This is a genomic window from Myxacorys sp., assembly GCF_059501405.1.
The window spans coordinates 1-22,708 of sequence record NZ_JCACCM010000086.1; the positions used below are offsets into that span (position 1 = coordinate 1).

19 protein-coding genes and 1 pseudogene are annotated in these 22,708 nt (G+C 49.1%); 12 read left to right on the plus strand and 8 right to left on the minus strand.

Features of this window, described 5'->3' with window-relative positions:
* Positions 1 to 227: pseudogene (locus AC5I6P_RS09090) on the plus strand (IS4 family transposase); the annotation flags it as partial.
* Between the two features lie 296 nt (positions 228 to 523).
* On the opposite strand, the gene AC5I6P_RS09095 reads toward AC5I6P_RS09090, so the two are convergent.
* Positions 524 to 1,699, minus strand: a complete 1,176-nt coding sequence (locus AC5I6P_RS09095; RefSeq protein WP_495693428.1) for a precorrin-8X methylmutase — start codon at positions 1,697 to 1,699, stop codon at positions 524 to 526.
* A gap of 83 nt (positions 1,700 to 1,782) precedes the next feature.
* Between AC5I6P_RS09095 and AC5I6P_RS09100 the strand changes: the two genes are divergently transcribed.
* From AC5I6P_RS09100 to AC5I6P_RS09110, 3 genes are all read left to right on the plus strand, one after another.
* Entirely contained in the window at positions 1,783 to 3,708 is a 1,926-nt protein-coding gene (locus tag AC5I6P_RS09100) for a heavy metal translocating P-type ATPase (protein ID WP_495693429.1), read from the plus strand.
* A 67-nt stretch (positions 3,709 to 3,775) separates the two neighbouring features.
* Complete coding sequence (locus AC5I6P_RS09105; RefSeq protein ID WP_495693430.1) at positions 3,776 to 4,747, plus strand: CobW family GTP-binding protein; 972 nt, start codon at positions 3,776 to 3,778, stop codon at positions 4,745 to 4,747.
* The gene (locus AC5I6P_RS09110) at positions 4,735 to 5,838 is read left to right on the plus strand and encodes a WD40 repeat domain-containing protein (protein ID WP_495693431.1); all 1,104 of its coding nucleotides are present in this window, start codon (positions 4,735 to 4,737) and stop codon (positions 5,836 to 5,838) included. The genes AC5I6P_RS09105 and AC5I6P_RS09110 overlap by 13 nt, the downstream gene beginning before the upstream one ends.
* A 70-nt stretch (positions 5,839 to 5,908) precedes the next feature.
* Here AC5I6P_RS09110 and AC5I6P_RS09115 read toward each other — a convergent pair whose 3' ends face one another.
* The 4 genes from AC5I6P_RS09115 to petB form a co-directional block, all read right to left on the minus strand.
* Entirely contained in the window at positions 5,909 to 6,520 is a 612-nt protein-coding gene (locus AC5I6P_RS09115) for a macro domain-containing protein (protein ID WP_495693432.1), read from the minus strand.
* A gap of 8 nt (positions 6,521 to 6,528) precedes the next feature.
* Positions 6,529 to 7,125, minus strand: a complete 597-nt coding sequence (locus tag AC5I6P_RS09120) for a Uma2 family endonuclease (RefSeq protein WP_495693433.1) — start codon at positions 7,123 to 7,125, stop codon at positions 6,529 to 6,531.
* Positions 7,126 to 7,247: 122 nt separating this feature from the next.
* Positions 7,248 to 7,730, minus strand: a complete 483-nt coding sequence (gene petD / locus AC5I6P_RS09125) for a cytochrome b6-f complex subunit IV (protein ID WP_495693434.1) — start codon at positions 7,728 to 7,730, stop codon at positions 7,248 to 7,250.
* 115 nt (positions 7,731 to 7,845) lie between these two features.
* Positions 7,846 to 8,493 carry a cytochrome b6 gene (gene petB / locus AC5I6P_RS09130; RefSeq protein ID WP_495693435.1) on the minus strand — a complete coding sequence of 216 codons (648 nt, stop codon included), beginning with the start codon at positions 8,491 to 8,493 and terminating at the stop codon, positions 7,846 to 7,848.
* 248 nt (positions 8,494 to 8,741) lie between these two features.
* On the opposite strand from petB, the gene ctpA reads away from it, so the two are divergent.
* The 6 genes from ctpA (at position 8,742) to menB (ending at position 17,151) form a co-directional block, all read left to right on the plus strand.
* The gene (gene ctpA / locus AC5I6P_RS09135) at positions 8,742 to 9,983 is read left to right on the plus strand and encodes a carboxyl-terminal processing protease CtpA (protein WP_495693436.1); all 1,242 of its coding nucleotides are present in this window, start codon (positions 8,742 to 8,744) and stop codon (positions 9,981 to 9,983) included.
* 10 nt (positions 9,984 to 9,993) lie between these two features.
* On the plus strand, positions 9,994 to 11,232 hold the full coding sequence (locus AC5I6P_RS09140; protein WP_495693437.1) for an HD domain-containing protein: 1,239 nt from the start codon (positions 9,994 to 9,996) through the stop codon (positions 11,230 to 11,232).
* Positions 11,233 to 11,419: 187 nt separating this feature from the next.
* Positions 11,420 to 12,808: a cytochrome P450 gene (locus AC5I6P_RS09145; protein WP_495693438.1), complete on the plus strand. Its 1,389-nt coding sequence runs from the start codon at positions 11,420 to 11,422 to the stop codon at positions 12,806 to 12,808.
* Positions 12,809 to 13,012: 204 nt separating this feature from the next.
* Positions 13,013 to 14,500: an isochorismate synthase gene (locus AC5I6P_RS09150; protein WP_495693439.1), complete on the plus strand. Its 1,488-nt coding sequence runs from the start codon at positions 13,013 to 13,015 to the stop codon at positions 14,498 to 14,500.
* A gap of 77 nt (positions 14,501 to 14,577) precedes the next feature.
* Positions 14,578 to 16,314, plus strand: a complete 1,737-nt coding sequence (menD, locus tag AC5I6P_RS09155) for a 2-succinyl-5-enolpyruvyl-6-hydroxy-3-cyclohexene-1-carboxylic-acid synthase (protein WP_495693440.1) — start codon at positions 14,578 to 14,580, stop codon at positions 16,312 to 16,314.
* Positions 16,315 to 16,317: 3 nt separating this feature from the next.
* Positions 16,318 to 17,151: a 1,4-dihydroxy-2-naphthoyl-CoA synthase gene (gene menB, locus AC5I6P_RS09160; RefSeq protein ID WP_495693441.1), complete on the plus strand. Its 834-nt coding sequence runs from the start codon at positions 16,318 to 16,320 to the stop codon at positions 17,149 to 17,151.
* A gap of 95 nt (positions 17,152 to 17,246) precedes the next feature.
* On the opposite strand, the gene AC5I6P_RS09165 is transcribed toward menB, so the two are convergent.
* A complete protein-coding gene (locus AC5I6P_RS09165; protein WP_495693442.1) occupies positions 17,247 to 17,510 on the minus strand; it encodes a hypothetical protein in 264 nt (87 codons plus the stop codon).
* Positions 17,511 to 18,095: 585 nt separating this feature from the next.
* Complete coding sequence (locus AC5I6P_RS09170; protein ID WP_495693443.1) at positions 18,096 to 18,662, minus strand: DciA family protein; 567 nt, start codon at positions 18,660 to 18,662, stop codon at positions 18,096 to 18,098.
* Positions 18,663 to 18,933: 271 nt separating this feature from the next.
* Here AC5I6P_RS09170 and AC5I6P_RS09175 point away from each other — a divergent pair, with 271 nt between their 5' ends.
* Both AC5I6P_RS09175 and AC5I6P_RS09180 read left to right on the plus strand, forming a co-directional pair.
* Complete coding sequence (locus AC5I6P_RS09175) at positions 18,934 to 20,469, plus strand: hypothetical protein (protein WP_495693444.1); 1,536 nt, start codon at positions 18,934 to 18,936, stop codon at positions 20,467 to 20,469.
* Between the two features lie 333 nt (positions 20,470 to 20,802).
* A complete protein-coding gene (locus AC5I6P_RS09180; RefSeq protein WP_495693445.1) occupies positions 20,803 to 21,495 on the plus strand; it encodes a PspA/IM30 family protein in 693 nt (230 codons plus the stop codon).
* Between the two features lie 262 nt (positions 21,496 to 21,757).
* Here AC5I6P_RS09180 and AC5I6P_RS09185 read toward each other — a convergent pair whose 3' ends face one another.
* Positions 21,758 to 22,309 (minus strand): helix-turn-helix transcriptional regulator, encoded by a 552-nt coding sequence (locus AC5I6P_RS09185; RefSeq protein ID WP_495693446.1) that lies wholly within the window; start codon positions 22,307 to 22,309, stop codon positions 21,758 to 21,760.
* Between the last annotated feature and the right edge of the window lie 399 nt (positions 22,310 to 22,708).

Genomic DNA, 22,708 nt, shown 5'->3' on the forward strand with positions numbered 1-22,708 from the left:
TGACCAGCTTTGTAGGCGCAGACAAAGCGCTGTTTCATTACGACTTCAGGTTCTGTATTGAACCGATGTTTCGCGACCTGAAATCAGGCGGCTACAACCTCGAAGACTGTCACGCCTGTAAGCACCGCTTCACAGCCTTGCTGGTTCTGATTGCGATTGCTTATTCCATCTCCACTGTTCGGGGTCAGCGCATTCGTACTAAGCAAGTGCAGTATTACGTCGATTAGCGCAAAGCGCAACTCCGAAGGAACCGCATCAAAGAACCGAAACGTACTCAAAACCGTCACAGTCATTTTTGGCTCGGACTGTATGGAAGTTTGTGGATTAGCAGCCTCAATCTTTGGTCATCCTTAGCGACCCAACTGATGGCGCTCAAACCGCAAAAACGCTCCTTTTTTCAACGAGGTCTCAACGCTATCTCTCTCATACAGTCTACGTTATAGCTTCGTTGTCACCCCCTGAACTCAGCGAGACCGAGTATGCGGTAGAAATTGCAGCGCATTGAGATCAAACAGTGCAACGTTCATGATCTGGATGATTCGTTCAGATAGCAATGGCAATCCGGTTTTTCCAATAGCGATTCCACTAGAGCGTTAAGGCTCGTTGCTGCGAGTAATCCGCCGCCTAGTGTGCCTTCGATCGTGATGTAGGGAACCCCAGACCGCATTAATTTTCGTTTAGCCGCTGGGGCATGACTAAACCCGATTGGCATTCCAATGATTAAGGCTGGCTGAATCATGCCTTCTTCTATGGCATCGCAAGCTGCCAGCAAAATTGAAGGCGCATAACCAATGACTAAAATGCAGTTTTTTGGCAGATGGCTCACTCGATGCTGAAGTGCCTGACTGTACCAAAATTCTTGCTCTGCTTCGGTTGCACTGTGAAGATGTGGGTTGGCGATTAGGGTTTCAACGCTGCATCCTAGATGGGCCAGCCGCGTGTGATCTAGCGTGGCATTTACCATCGCTGTATCAACCAGGATCGGACAACCCACTTGCAGAGCATGACGAGCCGCCGCGATCGCATTTTGTTCCGGTTTCCGGCTCAAGCGCACAAACGACACCAAACTCACATCTCCGCAGGCAAGCACAAGCTGGGAGAGTAGATCAATTTCAATCTCAGAGCGAGTTTCTGGAGGAGATGTGCCGTAAACACTCAAGTCAGGCAATAGCCGTTGCAGCGATTCTTGAAACGCCTCTGGGTGTGCATGAACCTGAGCGTCCAAACCACTCCAGAGCTGATCTAACCCGTTTAGATTCACTTGGGCTTCGACTTCTAGTTGCTTGAGTTGTGAAAGGGCTTCAGCCTGAATCATTTGGCAGGGACGATCGCGTCCTAACAGCCCTTCAAGTGCCGATGCTGTCTGCCGCAAGTGAGCGATCTGCTGCATCACGGTGCGATATTGCTGCTGCAACTGCGCCATCAATGCTTCTTGCTCAAGTTCGGGTTCTACCTCCAACAGCTTGTGAATGTGGGACAACTGAAACCCTTGCTGCTTCAGTGCTACAATCCGCTTGAGCCGCTGCACATCCTGGTCAGAGTAGAGGCGATAGTTACCGGACGATCGCGTCGGTTGAGGCATTAATCCCAACTGGTGATAATGCCGCACCATACGAGGCGTGACTCGTTCGACTCCATCGTCGCCTAAAGACTCGCCAACGGCATCGGTTAATTCTTTAATCGTTAGGTTTTGACCCATAGATTAGCAGTAGGGCGGTAGACACCTTGACATTAACACTAATGTCAAGGTTTAGCGTGAAAGAGTCGTCTAGATGACTACTCATGTTTAACTCAATCCAGTTGCCTCAAACTCGCTTAGTGGCATTCAGCCAGGCAAAAAGCGATGTTTTGGCGGCGATCGTCTGTGGGGTGCTGGTGTTTTTGGGCTGGTGGGCACTGCATTTGGCATGGGTAGGCACCGCGCTATTCCTCCTCGTGGCTGCCTATGTCGTGGGTGGGTATGAAAGTGCCCACGAAGGGTTGACGACCCTGTTTCAAGAGAAGGAACTGGATGTAGACCTGCTGATGATTGTAGCGGCATTAGGAGCCGCAGGATTGGGACTGTGGCGACGAGAATATTTTCTGATCATTGATGGCGCAGTGCTAATTTTAATTTTTGCAATTAGTGGCGCATTAGAGAACTATGCGATGCAGCGCACCGATCGCAGTATTCGCAGTTTGATGAGTCTCGCTCCCGACACTGCCAGAGTTTTGCGATCGCACGGGGAAGACGAGGTCGCGATCGCCCATCTGGAAATCGGAGACACAATTCTGGTGAAACCGGGAGAACTCATTCCTACTGATAGCGTAATTGTCGATGGCTACAGCACGATTAATCAGGCGGCAATTACTGGAGAGTCGGTTCCGATCGAGAAAACTGTGGGAGACGAAGTTTTTGCAGGAACGCTCAACGGCAATGGTGCATTAAAACTGCGAGTCCATCAACTGCCGGAAAGCAGCCTACTTCAGCGGGTGATTCGCCTGGTGGAACAGGCGCAAACTGAGAAGCCCCCCTCGCAGCAGTTTATTGAGCGGTTTGAGCGGGGCTATGCCAAAGTTATTGTGCTGATGGGCGTTCTGTTAGCTCTGTTGCCGCCCGTTTTGTGGCACTGGAGTTGGGAAACAACGATTTACCGAGCGTTGATCTTCCTGGTCGTGGCTTCCCCTTGTGCGCTGATGGCGGCAATCATGCCGACTCTGCTCTCCGGCATTGCTAATGGAGCCAGACAGGGAATTCTGTTTAAGAACGGAGCGCAATTAGAGCTGATCGGACGAATCAGCGCGATCGCCTTTGACAAAACAGGCACCCTTACCACCGGACAGCCAGAGGTTTGCGCTGTCATTCCTGCCACCGGGTACTCAGAAACCGAGGTGTTGCGAGTTGCAGCCGCGCTAGAGTCTTCCTCGGAGCATCCGATCGGGCAAGCCGTTTGTCGTGCAGCCTACCCTTTGTCTTCTCCAACCGCAATGGCTGTTCAGTCCTATCCAGGGCAAGGCATCACCGGGCAGGTGGATCACCAATCTGTAGTGGTAGGTCAATTAGCCTTTGTGCAGCCGCTAGTGACGGATTGGGATGACGCCCTGCGATCGCAGGCCACTGCCCTACAGGAACTTGGCAAGACTATCGTTTGGGTCGTTCGAGCCCATCAGGTGATTGGGATGATTGCCATTGCCGATCAGGTGAGATCGGAGGCAGCAATAGCGATCGCTCAATTGAAGAAGCTGGGCATTGAACACCTGATTATGCTCACCGGAGACAATCAGGAAACCGCGCAGAGTGTTGCACATGCAGTTGGCATCACGGAAGTTCACGCTGAATTGCTGCCAGAAGATAAACTTCACCTGATCCGAAAACTGCAACAGCGATACGGCTCAGTGGCAATGGTGGGCGATGGCATTAACGATGCCCCCGCGTTAGCTCAGGCAACAGTTGGAATTGCAATGGGTGCGGCAGGCAGCGATGTCGCTTTGGAAACGGCAGATATTGTACTAATGACCGATCGCTTGACCAAAATTGCTGCCGCTGTGCGGTTAGGACGGCGATCGCATCTCGTTGTCAAACAAAATATTGCCTTTGCCCTCGGATTCATCGTGCTGTTGCTGGTCGCCAACTTTGCAGGAGAGATGTCGCTACCGCTGGGCGTGATTGGACATGAAGGTTCCACTGTTCTAGTCACCTTAAGTGGCTTGCGTCTTTTAAGATCTTGAACTTGGGCTCGATCTCGCCGCCAGAACCGACTAGAATGATAATGATTTTCATTATCTAAACCGACCTATGATTGCTTCTGAACTGCAAGACAGTGTTCCTGTAACCCTGCTGACAGGCTACCTGGGCGCAGGCAAAACTACCTTGCTCAATCGCATCCTCACTCACGAACATGGCAAAAAGGTCGCTGTCATCGTCAACGAATTTGGTGACGTGGGAATTGATCACCAATTGATCATCAACGCCGACGAAGAAATCTTTGAAATGAATAACGGCTGCATCTGCTGCACCGTGCGAGGCGACCTGATTCGCATCATCGGTAATCTGATGATGCGGCGCGATAAGTTTGACCATTTAGTGATTGAAACTACCGGACTGGCTGATCCGGCTCCGGTGATTCAAACCTTTTTCATGGATGAGGATGTACAGGCGCAAACCAATCTCGATTCAGTTGTTACCGTCGTGGATGCCAAACACATTTGGCAGCACTGGGAGGCAGAGGAGGCACAGGAACAGATTGCCTTTGCCGATGTGGTGTTGCTGAACAAAACCGATCTGGTCACTCCAGCCGATCTAGATGACCTGGAGCGGCGGATTCGGGGCATGAATGCACTCACCAAAATCTACCGCACTCGCAACTCTGAACTGGAGATGAATGCCCTACTGGGGATTGGTGCCTTTGACCTGAATTGGGCGCTGGAAATCGACCCAGAGTTTTTGAACGAAACCGCGCATGAGCATGATGAGACGGTTGGTTCAGTGGCGATCGTCGAATTTGGTGACCTGGACGGCAACAAGCTTAACGAGTGGCTCGGCAATCTGCTGCAAACTCAGGGGCCCGATATTTTCCGCATGAAAGGCATTCTGAGCCTTGCCGGTGAAGATCAGCGGTTTGTATTTCAAGGCGTTCACATGCTGTTTGATGGCAGAGCCGATCGCCCCTGGAAACCAGAAGAAACCCGCAAAAACAAACTGGTCTTTATTGGTCGCAACTTGGATGAAGCTCAACTCAGAGAGGATTTTCGGGCATGTCTAGTCTAAAAACAACAGGTCTGAAGGCAAAGAAGAAAAGTGAATTTGCGTTGCACTCGCAAGGAAGACTGTCAGATTATGTCACAGCGATCGCTTACTCCCCTGATGGCAAAACCTTAGCCGCTAGTTCTGGGGCTGGCGAGGTGGTTTTGTATCATGGCGTAGGGACGCTACAGGTAATGTCTTTACAAAAGGTGATTGGACGATCGGTAGACTGTCTTGCCTTCTCCCAAGACGGGCAATTTCTTGCAGCGGGAGGGCAGAACGAACAAGTGAACATTTGGCGGATGCACTCAGAAGTGCCTGAATTGATTGCTACTTTGGGAAATTCTGCTGCCTGGGTCGATCGCTTGGCGTGGAGTCCAACTCAGAATCTACTGGCATTCAGTCTGGGAAAATATGTACAGGTGTGGGATGCAGGATCAGTCAATATTGCGGCCACTCTGAATTTCGATACCTCTTCTGCCCTAGATATCACCTGGCATCCCGATGGCAAACGCTTGAGTGTGAGCGGCTATCAAGGCGTGAAGATCTGGACAGCAGACGATTGGAATGATGACCCCTATTTGCTGACGATACCTTCAGCAAGTGTGGCGATCGCTTGGTCGCCCGATGGTAAATACATTGCGTCTGGCAATCTCGATCGCACCATCACTGTGCTGAAATGGGAAAACCCTCATCCTTGGGTGATGCGAGGTTTTCCGGGTAAAATCCGTCAGCTAAACTGGTCAAATGTCTTCACCAAAGCAGGAGCACCGCTACTTGCCTCTTCTAGTGTTGAGGGGATTGTAATTTGGGAGAAACAGGAAGACGAGACTCTGGGCTGGGAAGGTCGTGTTCTGGCAGGACATGAAGCAACAATACAGTCCATCCAGTTCCAACCCGACAGCTTTTTACTGGCTTCAGCATCAGCAGACGGTTCGGTCTGTTTGTGGCAAAAAGCAAAGCGTCAAATTCAAGTTCTCAATGGTGCGCCCAGTGGATTTTCCTGCCTGTCTTGGCATCCTCAAGGGCATCAATTGGCAGCGGGTGGACAAAATGGTGAACTACTTATTTGGTCCACAGGCCTGCGGGGGCAAGGCTTTGGCGGCAATGTTTGAACGTGTAGAAATAAGGGAAAATCAGGCAGGTGGTCTTCACTCATAGACGTTGAGTTCTTAATCTCACCCTCTATTCCCTACACAAATGCCGATGTCTTGCTTGAGCATCTGCCCAGGATGTCGGAAACTCGCTACCCAGAACCACATCTTCAATCGCGGCACGGACTTGCCGAGCGCAAACATTTACATCCACCTGTCCAATCCCCGTTGCTAAGCCCGGAAACGCAATAGTTTGAACCACATCTGAAATCTTCTCCCCTGCCAGCGAGCCGGACTCAAACCTACCGTGTTTGACTAGCAACAGAACGGCGTGGGCGGCTAAATAGGGATTGACTGAATCTCGTAGAACCATTGGAACGCGCATCGTTGGGGCCGCAATCAAATATGGAATTGCGGAATGATCGGTCTCGACAATCTCAGCCATACCAACTAGCAGTTCTCCATGATGCTTCGTTTGAATCAGCTTCTGCAAGCGCTCTTGAACATGCCACCCGACGCGATCGCTATACCTTGCATCGATTCCACCATCCATAAAACCAAAGCTATTGGCAGGGCTCACCACCGCATCACACTGGACATCCAGAATCGAACCACGATGCACAGAAACATCCTCTAAATCTTGGCAAAACTGGTTCCATGCCTCAACCAACTCTTGCCCAACTGCTGTCAGTACAATTTTCATGACGACGGTTAAGACGGATTGACAAAGTCGACTTTCTCGTAAAGATCTGCGATCGCAATCTTCAAATCAAACGACTTCAGCACCAGTTCAGAATCTTGCTCATCGTATTGATCAATCGTCCAGCGCTTATGTCCTGTTTTAAAGAATTGATGGATTGCAATTTGATTCTGATCAATCAAAATGTATTCCTGAAGTGTTGGAACCGATTGATATAGTGTGAATTTTCCATTTCGATCAAAGTCTTCTGTTGAATCAGATAAAACTTCAATAATCACTTGAGGATTCGTAATCGTATCTTGACGATCGTTATAGTAGTCTGGTTGTCCAGCAACGACCATAACATCTGGATACCTAAATTTTCGCTCAGTTGGTATCCATAGCCGCACGTCTGCAATAAACACACGGAAATTTTGCCTTCTTAATCCGAGGCTTAATGCGATGTAACTGTTACCAGAAATTTGGTTGTGATTGGTTGTTCCATCCGTCATTGGCGTAATTTTTCCATTGTCATATTCGCTCCGAAACTCTGCGTTTCTTTCTAGCTCTAAATACTCTTCGAGTGTGTAGTGGCGCTGCTCTTGAGCGGGGATAGCTTGGGAAGTCATTGAAATCTTCTCCACATCATGTAGGCATTTTAACAACCAAAAAAAGAGTGCCTACCAAACACCTTGAACGGTTCAAGATCTCTAGCAGGCACACAGATTGTTTCGAGAAGAAACAAATTTATTTAGAACAAACCGAGGGTCAACCCTTGGCTAACCGGGAAGGTTGCGCCAATTCCGAGCCACATTGTAACAGCCGTTCCAAACAGGAACAAAGCCATTGCAACCGGACGACGGAAGGGGTTTTGGAACTTGTTCACGTTCTCGATAAACGGAACCACAATCAAACCTAGCGGCACAGAACCCATCAGCACCACACCCAGCAACTTGTTCGGAACAAGACGCAGAATGTTGAACACAGGGTACAGATACCACTCAGGCAGAATTTCAAGCGGAGTCGCAAATGGATTTGCAGGCTCACCGATCATCGCAGGATCGAGAACTGCCAAACCGACGCAAAGCGCGATCGTGCCCAAAATTACGACCGGGAAAATGTAGAGCAGGTCGTTAGGCCAAGCAGGTTCACCATAATAATTGTGACCCATGCCTTTTGCCAACTTAGCTCTCAACTGTGGATCACTTAGATCCGGCTTCTTAACGGTTGCCATTCGTAAAGGCTCTCCTTAAAGGTCAGAAGTCAGCAGGGGAAAACAGCAAGCAATCTATAGAGTAGAACTAAACAGAAAATTCTTGAACCTGTAAAGCGACGGATATTGTCACGTTTTACAATGGACCAGAAATACCTTGCTTCCGAATCATCAAGAAATGCGCCAGCATAAACACGGCGATTAGCCATGGCAACACAAAGGTGTGTGCGCTGTAGTAGCGAGTTAGAGTCGATTGACCGACGCTTGCACCACCTCTAAGCAAATCTGCAATCAGCGTACCTACAACCGGAATCGCTTCGGGCACACCCGACACAATTTTGACTGCCCAGTAGCCAACTTGATCCCAAGGCAATGAGTAGCCCGTCACGCCAAAGGAAACGGTGATCACCGCCAGGATCACGCCCGTTACCCAGGTCAGCTCACGAGGCTTTTTGAAGCCCCCCGTCAGGTAGACCCGGAAGGTGTGCAGAATCATCATCAGCACCATCATGCTGGCAGACCATTTGTGAACCGAGCGAATCAGCCATCCGAAGTTGACATCATTCATGATGTACTGAACGGAGGTGAATGCTTCTGCCACAGTGGGTCTGTAGTAGAAGGTCATCGCAAATCCAGTGGCGAACTGGATCAGAAAGCAAGTTAGCGTAATTCCGCCCAGGCAGTAAAAAATATTGACGTGAGGCGGCACGTACTTGCTGGTTACGTCTTCCGAGAGCGCTTGAATTTCAAGGCGCTCGTCAAACCAGTCGTACACATTTGCCATAAAGCAAGCGTTCCTAAAAATGATTGCTGTTCATAAAAAATGTAACACAAGAGTAACGATGATTACACCTTGGAAAGAGGCAATTGGACAGGAATTGAGGCGTTTGGGACTTGTTTTCAAGACATTTGTTAAGCTTAATACTTTGTTAAGAAATCTTTCCTTTGCTCCAAGGTTTGAAAGCTTTATAAAATTTTGTCAAAGTAAGACAGACTACACTGTATAACCGTTTCACGCTACGATCGCTGACTATGAGAAAACGCTCTTCTTGGTTCCGCTCGCTCATAATTGGGGTTCTGTCGGTGGCAATCGCATTTGGCGTCGTGTCTCCAGCCCATGCCCTGACTGAGAATCAAAAGCTTTTGAACGAAGCTTGGCGAGTCATCGATCGCGCTTACGTCGATTCAACCTTCAACCACAGCAATTGGTGGGGGATACGGGAGAAATATCTGAAGCAGCCATTGCCGGATCGAGAAGCGACCTATGCGGCGATCGCGCAAATGGTCGCGGTGTTAGACGATCCGTTTACGCGGTTGCTAAAGCCCGATCAGTATCGGAGCCTGCAAACAACGACTTCTGGAGAGCTGACCGGCGTTGGCTTGCAGATTGCGCTTGACCTAGAGACAAAGCTGCTCAAAGTGATTTCCCCGATTGAAGGCTCACCAGCAGCGAAGTCTGGCATTCAAGCGGCAGATATTATCTTAAAGATTGATGGCGTTTCGACGCAGGGCTTAAGCCTCGATGAAGCCGCAGAGCGAATGCGGGGCAAGATTGGCAGTCAGGTGACGCTGACCGTAGCGCGAACAGGACAGGCGGAGCAAGACTTGGTGTTACGCCGCGATCGCATTGCTGTCAATCCGGTCATGGCAGAACTCCGCCCTCAAACGAACGGAAAAAAGGTGGGATACCTGAAGCTGAGCCAGTTTAACGCCAATGCAACGATGGAAGTCGCTCATGCGATCGCAAAGCTAGAAAGCCAAGGTGCAGATTCTTACATTCTCGATTTGCGAAATAATCCAGGTGGCTTGCTGAACGCAGGTGTTGAGATTGCGCGGCTTTGGCTTAACGATGGCACGATCGTTTACACCGTTAATCGTCAAGGAACGATTGGCAGCTTTGAAGCGCTGGGCGGCGCGTTAACCGACGATCCGCTGGTGGTGTTGGTCAATCAAGGCACCGCTAGTGCCAGCGAAATTCTGGCAGGCGCACTGCACGACAATAAGCGCGCCGCCATTGTTGGCGAAAAAACCTTTGGCAAAGGCTTAATTCAATCGCTGTTTGATCTCTCTGATGGTGCAGGATTAGCGGTTACGGTCGCGAAGTACGAAACGCCAAATCACACGGACATCAACAAACTAGGCATTCAGCCCGATCGCATCGTGGCCCTCGACCAAGCCATTAGCCTCGATCAAATTGGCACGGCGGCCGATAATCAGTATCAAGCGGCGGTTGAGACTGTCACCTCAGATTCTCTCGTCGCCGGAAACACGTGAGGGCTGAACTGTGGGATTTGAGCGGGTGTATCACGATCCGTTGCATGGTGCGATCGCGCTCAACAGCAACGACCCAACCGAAGCGCTGTTAATTAAACTGATTGATACTCCTGCCTTTCAACGCTTGCGACGAATCCGGCAGCTCGGTCCTGCCAGTCTCACCTTTCACGGTGCGGAAGGATCGCGGTTTACCCATTCGATTGGGGTAATGGCGGTGGCGCGGCGAGCCTTCGATCGCATCCTTCGGGACTATCCGCAACTGCTGCCTCATCGTCCGATCGTGCTATGTGCGGCGATGCTTCATGACATTGGGCATGGCCCATTTAGCCATACGGCAGAAGAAATTTTTGGCAGCGATCATGAGATGTGGTCACGGCAGATTCTGGCCCACTCTGCTCCGATTCGGCAGTTGTTGGATCAGTTCTCGCCAAGTCTGCTGGGTCAAATCGAGCAGGTTTATGCCAAAAAATATCCTTTGCCGATCGTCTGGCAGTTGATTTCGAGTCAGTTAGACTGCGATCGCTTGGATTATTTGATGCGCGATAGCTACTTCACAGGCGCATCTTACGGCAAGATTGACCTCGATCGAATTCTGATGGCGCTGCGATACGATCTGGTCAGCCAACAGCTTGTCGTGGCTCAGAAAGGCATCGCCGCGATCGAGCATTATTTAGTCGTCCGCTATTTCATGTACGCTCAGGTCTACAACCATCACAAAAACATTGCAGCGACGTGGGTATTGTCGAAAGTCTTTGAACGGGCGAGACAGCTATTTCAAATTGGAACGTTGATGGCGGATGAGAATGTTAGCGCTTGGTTAAGTCACGATTCTCCTTCCTTAGAGCAATATTTGGCGACCGATGACGGGGTGTTTGTCTATCATCTTCAACGCTGGCAATATCATGACGATCCGATCCTGTCTGATCTGTGTCGTCGATTTTTGGATCGCGATTTACTGAAAGCGCTAGAGGTGACGCATTTAGATGAGTGCGATCGCGCCACCCTGCTAGAAAAAGCGCATCACTGGCTGACTCAAGCTGGACTTGATGCTAACTATTACGCAGGTTTAAGAGTTGCGGTGAGTCGCGGCTACACGCTCTATCACAAAGGCATTAACATTCAAACAACCAAAGGACTGCGAGAAATTAATGAGCTATCGCCGCTCGTGCAAACTCTATCGCAACCGACGCAGCGAGTTTGGTTAATTTATCCGCGTGAAATTGAATTTCAGTTAAAGCACAATGAATGATGGAAATGCAGTTCTCCTTATCGTTGTCGCATCGACATCGCTGGCATCAAATCAGGTAACAGATGTGGCGAACGCCTCCGGCAACCCTTCCCAAGGAATGAATACCCTCGGCTAGTTGAAGATCTGCTGAAACTGGAACTCACAAAACGTTTGATCCCTTTTTAACTACCCTCGATTCACAACATTCATGACTTTGCCTGCTGGTTCTCACTTGCCGCCGCTGCTACAAACTCTCGCGATCGTAGCTCAGCCCCTAAAATTTCTCGACGCTTGCGCTGCTCAACACGGCGATACCTTCACGCTTCGAGTCCTCGGCATCAACTCACCCCCTGTTGTTTTCTTTAGCAATCCTCAATCGATTCAATCGATTTTTACAACCCTGTCCGACTCGTTTGAGTTTGGTCAAGTCACCCACATTTTTCGTCCGCTGGTCGGAAATCAATCGCTGATCATGCAAGCCGGAGCGCAGCATCAGCGGCAGCGTCAATTGCTCATGCCTGCCCTGCACCGAGAACAGCTTTATAGTCAGGGAAATTTGATTTGTCAGCTAACCCGATCGCGAATTGAGCAGTGGCAAACCGGAGCGTCAATCTTTATTCGCCAGGAGATGGCGGAGATTTCGCTTCAGGTCATTTTGCAAGTTGTCTTTGGACTTGTGCCAGGAGAACGCTACGAACGGCTTCGAGTGCTACTGAGTCAATTGCTAGAAGCGATTACGTCGCCCTTGTATTCAACGCAATTCTTTTTTCCAGTGCTTCAGCAGAACTTAGGAAAACAGAGTCCTTGGGGCGATTTTCTCCATCGACAGAAGGAAATCGACTCGTTGATTTTTGCCGAAATTGCAGAGCGACGATTAGCTTCGCCAAGCTCCGAAGGATCGCAAGATCTCAGCCAGCGAACGGACATTCTATCGGTGCTAATGATGGCCCGCGACGAGCAAGGCGAGGCGATGGGCGACCAAGAGCTTCGGGATCAACTCATGACGTTGCTGCTGCTAGGCCACGAAACAACAGCCTCAGGGCTGACATGGGCGTTCTATTGGATTCATCGTCATCCAGAGTGTTTGGCACGGTTAGCGCGTGAATTAGAGGCAATGGGAGACACGCCCGATCCAGTGGCTCTATCTCAGTTACCGTACTTAAACGCCGTTTGCAAAGAAGCATTACGCGTTTACCCGATCGCGCTGATTGCTCAGCCGCGCAAAGTGAAACATGCGATCGCGCTGGAGGGGTATGAGTACGAACCCGGAAGCGTTCTTGTTCCCTGCATTTACCTCGCCCATCGCAGAGCCAAGACCTACAAAAATCCAGATCAGTTTCAGCCAGAACGATTCTTAGAGCAGAAGTTCTCACCTTACGAATTTTTTCCGTTTGGCGGCGGCAATCGGAGTTGTATTGGGATGGCGCTGTCACTATTTGAGATGAAACTAGTATTGGCAACTGTTTTATCTTGTTACGAATTGCAAACAAATTATGACCGTCCTGTGCGTCCTAGTCGGCGCGGTATAACATTTGTGCCGCCTGACCAATTCCGGCTTTCGGTGAGTCGTAAAAAATCTTCTCGTGTGCTGGTTTAGTCAACGGAAATCACCGAGTCGATTAAGATCAGCTAATAGTCTAAGTGCGGTCTTTTTGATTTCGCTCTGCGAAGCTCTTTCGGGCTTCGTCGAGCCAATCGCAGATTGCTTTTGCGATCGTCCAGATCTCGGTGTGATTCCTACAGGGTCTCACCTTGCATCGATCGCAGGTTCATTAAAGCTAACCTTTAGATTTGTTTGCTCATGACAGCTATTCAGTATCAACTCGATCAACGTCCTACTTATAAAGACCTATATCAGTTTTTACTTACCTGCAAAGAGTCCATTTCTGATCTTCAAGAGCGACGCATCGCTAGTATTTCTCTAGCAATTGAGCCAGTTGATCTATTAGCTGTTTTACATTCTGTTGTTAAACCCACTCAGCGCCACTTTTATTTTGAAAAAAGCGGCCATCAAGAAGCAATTTTAGCGTTTGATGTTGCCTTACAATTAGAAACAGAAGGTCGTCATCGTTTTGCTGAGGCGAAAGAGTTTATTCAAACCGCATTAGCAAAAACAACTCTGTTTGGAGACCTAAATGCCCCTTTTGCTGGGGCACATTTTTTCTGTAATTTCTCGTTCTTTGATACGAGCAGAGAAGCTGCGTTTGCCGCCGCATCGGTCTTTCTACCCGCTTGGCAAATTGTCCGCTCTAGCTCCTTGTCGAGTCACGAGTGGCTTTGCCAGACTCCGCAAGAGTTCACACGGAGTTTAGAGGAGCGCTACACGGTTGTTGCAAACGTCGTTATTGATGCTGATTTTGATGTTGAAGCAACTGTTGATCGGGTATGGCAAACGCTGCAAAAAATTCAAGCCGTTAAATACGAAGTGGTGAATTTGAGCGATGCTAATAAAACATTTTTTCAACAGAAATTTGTAGCCCCGCCCGAACAATTTACAACCTCTGTTGCTGCTGCATTAGATCTGATTCGAGCTAAGCAGTTTCACAAAGTAGTTTTAGCTCATGCACTGGACATCTTTTCTCCACTGCCGCTCAATTTAGTGGCTTCGCTGCATCATCTTCAAAAGTTGTATTCAAACTGCTATATTTTCTCATCCAGTAACGGAAGAGGCTCAACCTTTATCGGGGCGAGTCCTGAGCGGCTGGTCGGCATTTCTCAAATTCTCTCGGAGCGTACCCTGACTACCGATGCTCTCGCTGGGTCAGCCCCGCGTGGCAAAACCTCCGCAGAAGATGCTCAATTTGCCAACCATTTGCTCAACAGTCGGAAAGAAATTCATGAGCATCAGGTCGTCATCGATTCGATTATGCAGCATTTAAGCACGCTAGGATTATCCCCTCAGCTTGCCCCGGCTCGACTGCTACAGCTATCTAATATTCAGCACTTGCAAACTCCGATTCGGGCAAGCGTTCCTTCTAGCGTCCATTTGCTAGATGTGGTGGCAGAACTGCATCCAACTCCTGCGGTAGCGGGTGCGCCGAGACTGGAGGCCTGTGAGCAAATTCGCCGATTTGAAGCCTTTGAGCGATCGCTCTATGCCGCTCCGATCGGTTGGGTCGATCATCAGGGAAATGGTGAGTTTGCGGTTGGCATTCGCTCTGCCTTAATTCAAGGCCGTCAAGCGCGATTGTTTGCAGGCGCAGGAATTGTGGCAGGCTCAAATCCTGAGAAGGAACTGGCAGAGGTGCAGCTAAAGTTGCAGGCGTTGCTTCAGGCGATTAGCGCATAGCGAACTTCCTAGAAACCGCGTAGAGGTAAGAGCAAACCGACTACCGTAGAAGAGCAGTACTCGCTTATTCTGATTTCATGCCGCTGGATTTTCGCAATACTAATACGCTCTGGGCATCTATTCTGACTGAGACGTTAGCACGGCTTGGTCTGAAGACGGCGGTGATTTGTCCGGGTTCGCGATCCGCACCGCTCGCGATCGCGTTTGCTCGCCATCCCAACATCAACGCAATTCCGGTTTTAGATGAACGCTCCGCCTCGTTTTTTGCGTTAGGAATTACCAAGCGCACGGGTCAGCCTGTGGCACTGATTTGCACCTCTGGCACCGCTGCGGCAAACTTTTATCCTGCTGTGATCGAAGCGCGAGAAAGCCGAGTGCCGCTTTTGGTATTAACAGCGGATCGTCCACCTGAACTCCGCAACTGCAATGCCGGACAAGCGATCGACCAGCAAAAAATATTTGGGTCGTATGCTAGTTACGCTGAAGTCGCGTTGCCGTCGTTGGAACTGTCGATGTTGGCCTATTGGCGGCAAACGATTGTGCAGGCATGGGAGCGATCGCGCTATCCCGTTGCTGGGGTGGTGCATTTGAATCTACCGTTTCGCGATCCATTACCGCCCATTCAACAGGACGGAATGAGCGAAATCGCCGATCAGTTTCCACACGACTTTTTTGATCACGTCCGCTCGGTCGATGATTTGGTGGGAGAAGCAAAACCGTTGGCATGGAGTGTGCCAGATGCTGGACGTCGGGGAATCATCATTGCTGGGGTTGCTCAACCCAAGGATGCAGAGCGATATTGCGCTGCGATCGCGCACCTATCAAAAGCGCTAGGAATGCCTGTCCTAGCTGAAGGATTATCCCCGGTACGAAATCATGCCCGCCTTCAGCCCTATCTGATTTCAACCTACGACGCGATTCTGAGAAACGCCAATTTTGCCGAAAAATTAGCGCCAGAGGTTGTGATTCGGATTGGAGAAATGCCAACTAGCAAAGAACTGCGGCAATGGTTAGCGGTGCATCAGCCAAAACAGTATGTGATAGATCCGGGGGGCGATCGCAACCTCGATCCGCTCCACGGCAAAACGATTCACATTCCAATATCTGTCGAACACGTCACTCTTCCAGAAGCAGGCTTAGGTGATTCTCAGTATCTCGACGTTTGGTTAACGGCTGAATCCAACACGCGACACACCATTGATCAGACCTTGGCAGCCGAAGTCAGCCTGTTTGAGGGAAAAGCGGCGTGGCTGCTGTCGCAGCATCTTCCCAGACATACTCCACTATTTGTCTCGAACAGCATGCCCGTGCGCGATGTCGAATTTTTTTGGCAACCGAGCGATCGCGCTATTCAACCGTTTTTCAATCGCGGCGCGAATGGCATTGATGGCACGCTTTCGACAGCGTTAGGAATCGCTTATGAGCAGAGCGCCGTGTTATTGACGGGAGATCTGGCGCTATTGCACGATACGAACGGATTTTTGCTCCAATTAGCGCAGGGCGTAACATCGCAGAAATCACACCTCACCATCATTTTGATCAACAACAACGGCGGCGGCATTTTCAATATGTTGCCAATTTCCCAATTTGATCCGCCGTTTGAAGCATTTTTCGCCACGCCTCAAAACATAGACTTCGCCAAACTCTGCCAGACTTATGAGGTGCAGTATGAATGCATCCAGACGTGGGAGCAGTTCACCCAGCGACTGAATCCTTTACCAACAGAAGGAATTCGCCTTTTAGAACTCAAAACCGATCGTTACCTTGATGCCCAATGGCGCAAAAATAATCTAGGCACATTCGCAACCCTTTGACTCATGACCTCTGACTGGCACATCGCTAAAACCTACGAAGACATTCTTTATCACAAAACCGACGGAATCGCCAAAATTACGATCAACCGACCCCACAAGCGCAACGCCTTCCGCCCCAAAACGATCGTAGAACTATACGACGCCTTTGCGAATGCCCGTGAAGACAGCCGTGTTGGCGTTGTCTTGCTAACCGGAGCTGGGCCTCACACCGACGGCAAATACGCCTTCTGCTCTGGAGGCGATCAAAGTGTCCGGGGTCACGCAGGATACATAGATGATGAAGGCGTACCGCGTCTAAACGTGCTGGATTTACAGCGCTTAATTCGCTCCATGCCAAAAGTGGTGATTGCCTTGGTCGCAGGCTATGCGATCGGCGGTGGGAACGTTCTGCAAGTGCTGTGTGATCTAACGATCGCGGCTGAAAACGCCATCTTTGGTCAGACCGGACCTAAAGTTGGCAGCTTTGATGGAGGATTTGGAGCAAGCTATATGGCTCGGATTGTCGGGCAAAAGAAAGCGCGAGAAATTTGGTATCTCTGCCGCCAATACACCGCCGCTCAAGCGTTAGAGATGGGACTTATTAACTGCGTCGTTCCGATCGAGCAGCTTGAAGCAGAAGGCCTCATTTGGGCAAATGAAATTCTAGAGAAAAGCCCGATCGCGATTCGTTGTCTCAAGGCCGCATTTAACGCAGACTGCGACGGACAAGCCGGACTACAAGAACTAGCAGGCAACGCGACTATGCTCTACTACATGAGTGAAGAAGGATCGGAGGGCAAGCAAGCGTTTCTAGAAAAACGCCCGCCCAATTTTCGCAAATACCCTTGGCTGCCTTAAAAAATCGCGCCGTGATCACGGCGCGAAAGCTATATCCCTGTAGGAAGTGGCATCAATGGCATTGCATCAAGCGCGATCTCAGAATGCTGCTCAAGCTAGGAATTACTAACTACAGCAACGTCTGCTGCTTCCAGAAGAGTAGGCACCGGAGATTGCAGTACCTCCAACCGTTCTTGTTGCCACATTGGAAGTCCGTCAAATTCCCATGCAGGTTCAAAAACGGGTGCGGCAATCGCGCAAGCTTTCCACCGCCCCTGAACCGGCACATCTAGTTGAGAACAATGTCCTCCGCGTCTACCTTGCGGAAGGTAGTGCCGACAATGGCGACAAGCTGAGGTGAAGAAGTCAGAACGTTGCATAGTTTAGAGGATTTTTAACGGAATTTGACTGATTAAAAACAAGACTCATGACTTAAGCCGCAACTCAGAGAGCGTGCCGCTTAAGTAGCTGTGAGGAAAAAACAATTTTCTTGACATGTTGAAACAATTTTCAACTTACTTTCTTGCTTCAGACTTAAAGCAGTATTCCCACGATCTATTCTGCCTTCTATTTTTTATGTCATCGCTTCATCAAACAACTTAAATGTGTTGTTATATAACGGTTCTAAGGTTTTAGACGCAGCAAACTGATTTTAGATTCTTTTTAGAATTACATTGCAGTGGCTATTTATTTAACTCGATTTTTTTAAATTGAACGAAATTATAGGAATTTTGCCTCAAACTGGTCAGGGATCAAGTTAAACACTAGACGTTTATACATTCCTGTCAACTCAATGTTTTAGAAATAAATAAGGTTTCTAACTGTAATTATTCCTGCAGGGTATGCTAAGTTTCAATTTGTCTTGATACGTAAGTATGCTCTTCTAAACCTCCACAAACTTCTGATGAAAGTTAGATACAAATACCCTTAGAATGACGGTTTACAGATATCAAAAGATATGTATATTACTGCTTCTGCGCCGAGCAGAGTGAACAGACTCCCCAGCGTTCTAGTTCTCCGAATGGGGTTGGACACTGGCATTGAGGACACACTGGCAAGTGCTGGCTACGTTGTTGAATGCGGGTCAGCCATTGGTCAAAGGCAGTTTCTGGAGTGAGACACAGTTGGGAAGCTTGAGAAGACGTCGCTGCTTTACCATTCCCTTTGGCAAGACTCGCATCTGAGCACCGACAAGGATGATTAGTCCACACAGTTGTTGGATCAGCAGAGGTAGATAGTAAGGGCTGCTGATGCCATTGAACTGTGGAAAACCGAATCTCTTCTAGCGGATCTGCCAAGCGATCGTTTAGTTTCTGTAGAATCTTGGGCCGCTCGAATACAAGAGTTTGCGTCCATACCGGACTAGAAACGGCGACTTGTAGAACATTTCGCTGAACTGAAAGCGGACGAGCTTGCGCTGCGATCGCGTCCCCAACACACGCTGTCCAACTCGCTAAGATTTGCTCGAACTGCTGCTGTTCTTGGCTTTGAGGTAATTCAAAAGATTGGAGAAGCTGTTGAATCTCTAACATAAATCCTCACTCGTGGCCTGTCGTCTGTCAGAGGTAAATTCTACGATCGCTGCGTGGTAAGTTAAGTAACTCCTACGAAATGTTGCTGTACTACCCATGTTTCTGTACTAATAGTTTTCCCGTACTAGCACGGTTGCGGCTTATCTATTCTGGTGTAGAAGCGATTCAAGCGCGAATAAACTGCTTCATTTCTTAAAGTCTGAACTACACTAAATACGCAAACTATCTGGTAAAAATTCGTAATTTACATCTAGTCAATTACGAACTCCGAATGGCGAATTATCTGGAGTGCTACATGCGTCACGATGCGTCGAGTGAGTCTATCCATCCTAAACTACAGCGGGCCCTGGACTGCTTAGATATTCGATTAGATGATGAATTAACTCGATATCGACGGCAACGAGTACCCCAACGTGGGACCGTACAAGTGGGACACTCCCTTTCATCGATCATTGCTCCTCCAAAACAAAAGCAGATTAAAGCAGCAATGCTTTCACTTGGAGCCGCTAGTTCTCCTCAACTAGTCGGCGCTCATTCCGTCTCCAAAGCATTTTCTCAAGATCAAGGTGTTGAGGATTTGAATGTAAATGCTTCCGAGTCCTCGACAGAACTTGCGCGGCTTGCCCTCGATCTAGATTTAGATTCCGGGGCAGAACATGGTGCGTTGTCTCCCTCAGAGACGACCCAAGAACCCGATCCAGATCTAGACGATCCTTCGGAGCTTCGCAGAGCGAATCGCGCTGATCTAACCGAAACTAACGCTCCTCCTGAGGATTACTTAGAATCTTCTGAAGAATTGCTTCAAAGCCTATCGCGAGAAGAGTCTCAAGTTGAAGTGGAACGCAGTTTTCTAGAAAGCTTGGTAACACCGCTTGGTGTTGGCTCCATGCTGGTGCTGTTGCTCTCTAGCGCCATGTTTGGATATGTGATTATGAATCCCGCTAGTCTGCGAAATATCGGCAGCATTTTTGCTAAGCGTGAGACTCCTGCTATTCGTCAAACAACGACCAATCCTGTCGGGGAAAGCGACGTTCCAGTGGGTGTACCCTTGGATTCTCAAGAATTTGTGAACTTGGGACTCGACAATCTCGCGACGTTAAAGAGCGCACCCCGGGGAAACGTTCCGATTAGCGCGGGGCGCAACTCCGTAGGAACCGCTAGCCAATCTACTTTGCAACCCTCTGCTTCTTCAAAGACACAGCAACCCGGCTCAAACGAGCAGTCGAATGGTGGCGCTGTCGTCTCTCCTCCGGCACCTAGCTTTTCAGGAGGAACTGCCTCATCCACAGGAGCAACAGCTAGTAGTGCCGCACCGCCTAGTCGTTCTCAATCTGCTCCTGCCAGAAGCTACTCCTCAGGAACCTCATCGAGTTATGCGAACCGCTATAGTGCCTCTTCTTCGAGCGGTGGATCAAGCTACTCTGGGCAGCGACCCTCCCTACAATCGCAACGCAGCTACAGTCCTGCCCCTGCCAGAAGTCACAATCCTGCCCCTGCTAGAAGCTATAGTCCGCTGCCGCCGATCAGAAGCTATAGTCCTCCCGTTCGAGCTAAAGTTTACTCTCCGCCTGTTCAAGCTGCTCCAACCGTTGTCAGTCGAACTTCAAATGAAAATCACCCTTATAAAGTGGAAATTCCGTTTACTGGCGATCGCTCTTTAGATGCGGCTCGCAAGGTTGCTCCTGATGCTTACCTGCGTCCTGACGGCAAGATTCAACTTGGTGCGGCTAAGAATCAAGTGGAAGCTCAACAAAAAGCTCAAGCCTTGCAAAACCAAGGAATTTCAGCAGATATCAATCAGCGGTAGAGCGATTAGAAATGAGGGATGAGGGATGAGAAGTGAAATGTAAGGATGGAAGAATGACCGTGCTTACTTCATCCCTCATCCCTCACTCTTTCCAAACCCATTCATCTAAATTTGACAGACCAGTAGAACCATCAACGGAAGACAAAGCGTTGACTCTGCTAAAAAAATTGTTGCTAGTTCACTCTTGCAAGAGGTTTTGTATCCTACGGTAGTATTGAGGAAAATCGGCAAGCGGGGACAGGAGATGGGATCTAGAGAAAAATTGCTTTGATCAGCATCTTTTCTTGACGTCTCACTCTCTACACCCCATACCCCACCTACCGGAGATCTGCTATGGGACTGTTTGATCGAATCTGGCGTGCCATTCGTGCAAATATCAACGATTTCATCGGACAGATGGAAGATCCAGAAAAAATTCTGGAGCAAGCGGTGTTGGATATGCAGGATGAGTTGATTCAGCTTCGTCAAGCGGTGGCACACGCGATCGCAACTCAAAAACGCACTGAACGCCAGGCGTCACAAGCTCGCTCCACGTCTGACGAGTGGTATCGTCGTGCGCAACTTGCCCTGCAAAAAGGAGATGAAGCTCTCGCACGAGAAGCTTTAACTCGCCGCAAATCGTATTTAGACACAGCCGAAGCGATGGAAGCGCAACTCGGTCAGCAGTCGGAAGTGGTCACTGGGCTGAAGCAAAACATGATGAAACTGGAGAGCAAAATTCAGGAAGCGAAAACGAAAAAAGATCTCTACATTGCCCGTGCCCGCTCTGCCAAAGCCTCGGTTCAGATTCAAGAAATGCTGGGTCGCGTGGGAACGGGTAGCGCCATGAATGCATTTGAGCGGATGGAAGATAAAGTATTGCAGCTTGAGGCAAATTCAGAAGCGATCGCAGAACTGGGCAGCACCGATCTTGAAAAACGGATTGAAGCGCTCGGTGAAACGGATGAAATTGATGCCGAACTCGCTGCTATGAAGACTCAACTGTTAGCGGGTGGTCAATCTTCTCAACTGCCACCCGGTCAATAGTCAAACCCGTTCTAAAACTTGAATGTCTTTTTTGAGTTTCACAGACTTATTGCTATCTCTGCCTAATCCTAGCGATCACTCCTGTTCTTTCAAATTGAAAAACCAAGCTTCGGAATCTCGAACAATTTTTGAGCGCTCATCGTTATAAAGAGACAAAATTTATTACATCTTTTTTGTGTTGACGTACTTAACGTTAGGAGATGAGAACTGATCAAAGCCAAAGCTTGATAAGTTCTCATCTCTAGTTTTTATCTTTTCTCTCTCAGCACCATCCCTCCTGATTAGCTTGGCGCTTTGTCTGAATGTTGCCTAAGTGTTTCTTTACCGTGTCGATGGTAATGAACAGTCGCGCCGCAATTTCCTTGCGAGACAAGTTGCAACGGCGCAAAAACCATACTTCCGCCTCACGAGGCGTCAAGCCAAACATCCTCGACTCAGAAAACACAAGGCTTTGAAGAGACTGTTGCTGATCTTCGAGTCGAACCAGCAGACAGGGTTGCTCGAACTCGTCGAGCGTGAGCCACTGAGCGCGAGTTCGATAGGTTTGGCCCTCTGGAGTCGTCAGTTCTGATTCGATCACCAATGGGCGATCGCCATAGAGATCTCGGCTTTCAATTAGCGCTTTACAGGAACGCCAGACCTCCGCAGGAAGATGATTAGCTTCGGCATTGAGCTTCTGACAGATTTCTGCGGCACACGAGTTTGCGTACATCAGGTCGCCGTCAACATTAATCATCAGAATGCCATCGACTAAACCTTCTAGTACAGATAACAGAAACCGATTCGCGATTTGTGAGAAGTTCAGGTTCGTCATTGTTTTGGGGCGAATGAACGGCAGTTATTGACTTACTACGGTTGAGCAAACCGTATTATGCAGGGGGAGGAGAATGGAAAGTGAAGGATGTAGACTGGGAAGTCCTGGCTCCATAACCTATTGCCTTTCTCGACCGCCTGTATTCAAGACAATAAAACAAACAGGTCTAGTAGGTCTGTGGGAAAAAGTTAGGACTTGCAGCAACACAAACGTTATAAAACGTTAGTTGTGAATCCTTAGGGTTTGTTCCACAATGAAAATAGCTCCGTAATTTCCCTGAGGCGGGTTGAAATTCATACCATTTGAAGCGACCAGCGCCCAATCACGTAAGAACCCACAGGTTCAGATGAAGGCTCTGGAATCTAAATCGCTCCTTCAATCAATCTGGGTAGGGTGCAA

What these genes read in the sequence shown, in the direction of transcription:
- AC5I6P_RS09095 (WP_495693428.1), bottom strand. Translation starts at nt 1,699, where the DNA reads ATGGGTCAAAACCTAACGATTAAAGAATTAACCGATGCCGTTGGCGAG.
- AC5I6P_RS09100 (WP_495693429.1), top strand. Translation starts at nt 1,783, where the DNA reads ATGTTTAACTCAATCCAGTTGCCTCAAACTCGCTTAGTGGCATTCAGC.
- AC5I6P_RS09105 (WP_495693430.1), top strand. Translation starts at nt 3,776, where the DNA reads ATGATTGCTTCTGAACTGCAAGACAGTGTTCCTGTAACCCTGCTGACA.
- AC5I6P_RS09110 (WP_495693431.1), top strand. Translation starts at nt 4,735, where the DNA reads ATGTCTAGTCTAAAAACAACAGGTCTGAAGGCAAAGAAGAAAAGTGAA.
- AC5I6P_RS09115 (WP_495693432.1), bottom strand. Translation starts at nt 6,520, where the DNA reads ATGAAAATTGTACTGACAGCAGTTGGGCAAGAGTTGGTTGAGGCATGG.
- AC5I6P_RS09120 (WP_495693433.1), bottom strand. Translation starts at nt 7,125, where the DNA reads ATGACTTCCCAAGCTATCCCCGCTCAAGAGCAGCGCCACTACACACTC.
- petD (WP_495693434.1), bottom strand. Translation starts at nt 7,730, where the DNA reads ATGGCAACCGTTAAGAAGCCGGATCTAAGTGATCCACAGTTGAGAGCT.
- petB (WP_495693435.1), bottom strand. Translation starts at nt 8,493, where the DNA reads ATGGCAAATGTGTACGACTGGTTTGACGAGCGCCTTGAAATTCAAGCG.
- ctpA (WP_495693436.1), top strand. Translation starts at nt 8,742, where the DNA reads ATGAGAAAACGCTCTTCTTGGTTCCGCTCGCTCATAATTGGGGTTCTG.
- AC5I6P_RS09145 (WP_495693438.1), top strand. Translation starts at nt 11,420, where the DNA reads ATGACTTTGCCTGCTGGTTCTCACTTGCCGCCGCTGCTACAAACTCTC.
- AC5I6P_RS09150 (WP_495693439.1), top strand. Translation starts at nt 13,013, where the DNA reads ATGACAGCTATTCAGTATCAACTCGATCAACGTCCTACTTATAAAGAC.
- menD (WP_495693440.1), top strand. Translation starts at nt 14,578, where the DNA reads ATGCCGCTGGATTTTCGCAATACTAATACGCTCTGGGCATCTATTCTG.
- menB (WP_495693441.1), top strand. Translation starts at nt 16,318, where the DNA reads ATGACCTCTGACTGGCACATCGCTAAAACCTACGAAGACATTCTTTAT.
- AC5I6P_RS09165 (WP_495693442.1), bottom strand. Translation starts at nt 17,510, where the DNA reads ATGCAACGTTCTGACTTCTTCACCTCAGCTTGTCGCCATTGTCGGCAC.
- AC5I6P_RS09170 (WP_495693443.1), bottom strand. Translation starts at nt 18,662, where the DNA reads ATGTTAGAGATTCAACAGCTTCTCCAATCTTTTGAATTACCTCAAAGC.
- AC5I6P_RS09175 (WP_495693444.1), top strand. Translation starts at nt 18,934, where the DNA reads ATGGCGAATTATCTGGAGTGCTACATGCGTCACGATGCGTCGAGTGAG.
- AC5I6P_RS09180 (WP_495693445.1), top strand. Translation starts at nt 20,803, where the DNA reads ATGGGACTGTTTGATCGAATCTGGCGTGCCATTCGTGCAAATATCAAC.
- AC5I6P_RS09185 (WP_495693446.1), bottom strand. Translation starts at nt 22,309, where the DNA reads ATGACGAACCTGAACTTCTCACAAATCGCGAATCGGTTTCTGTTATCT.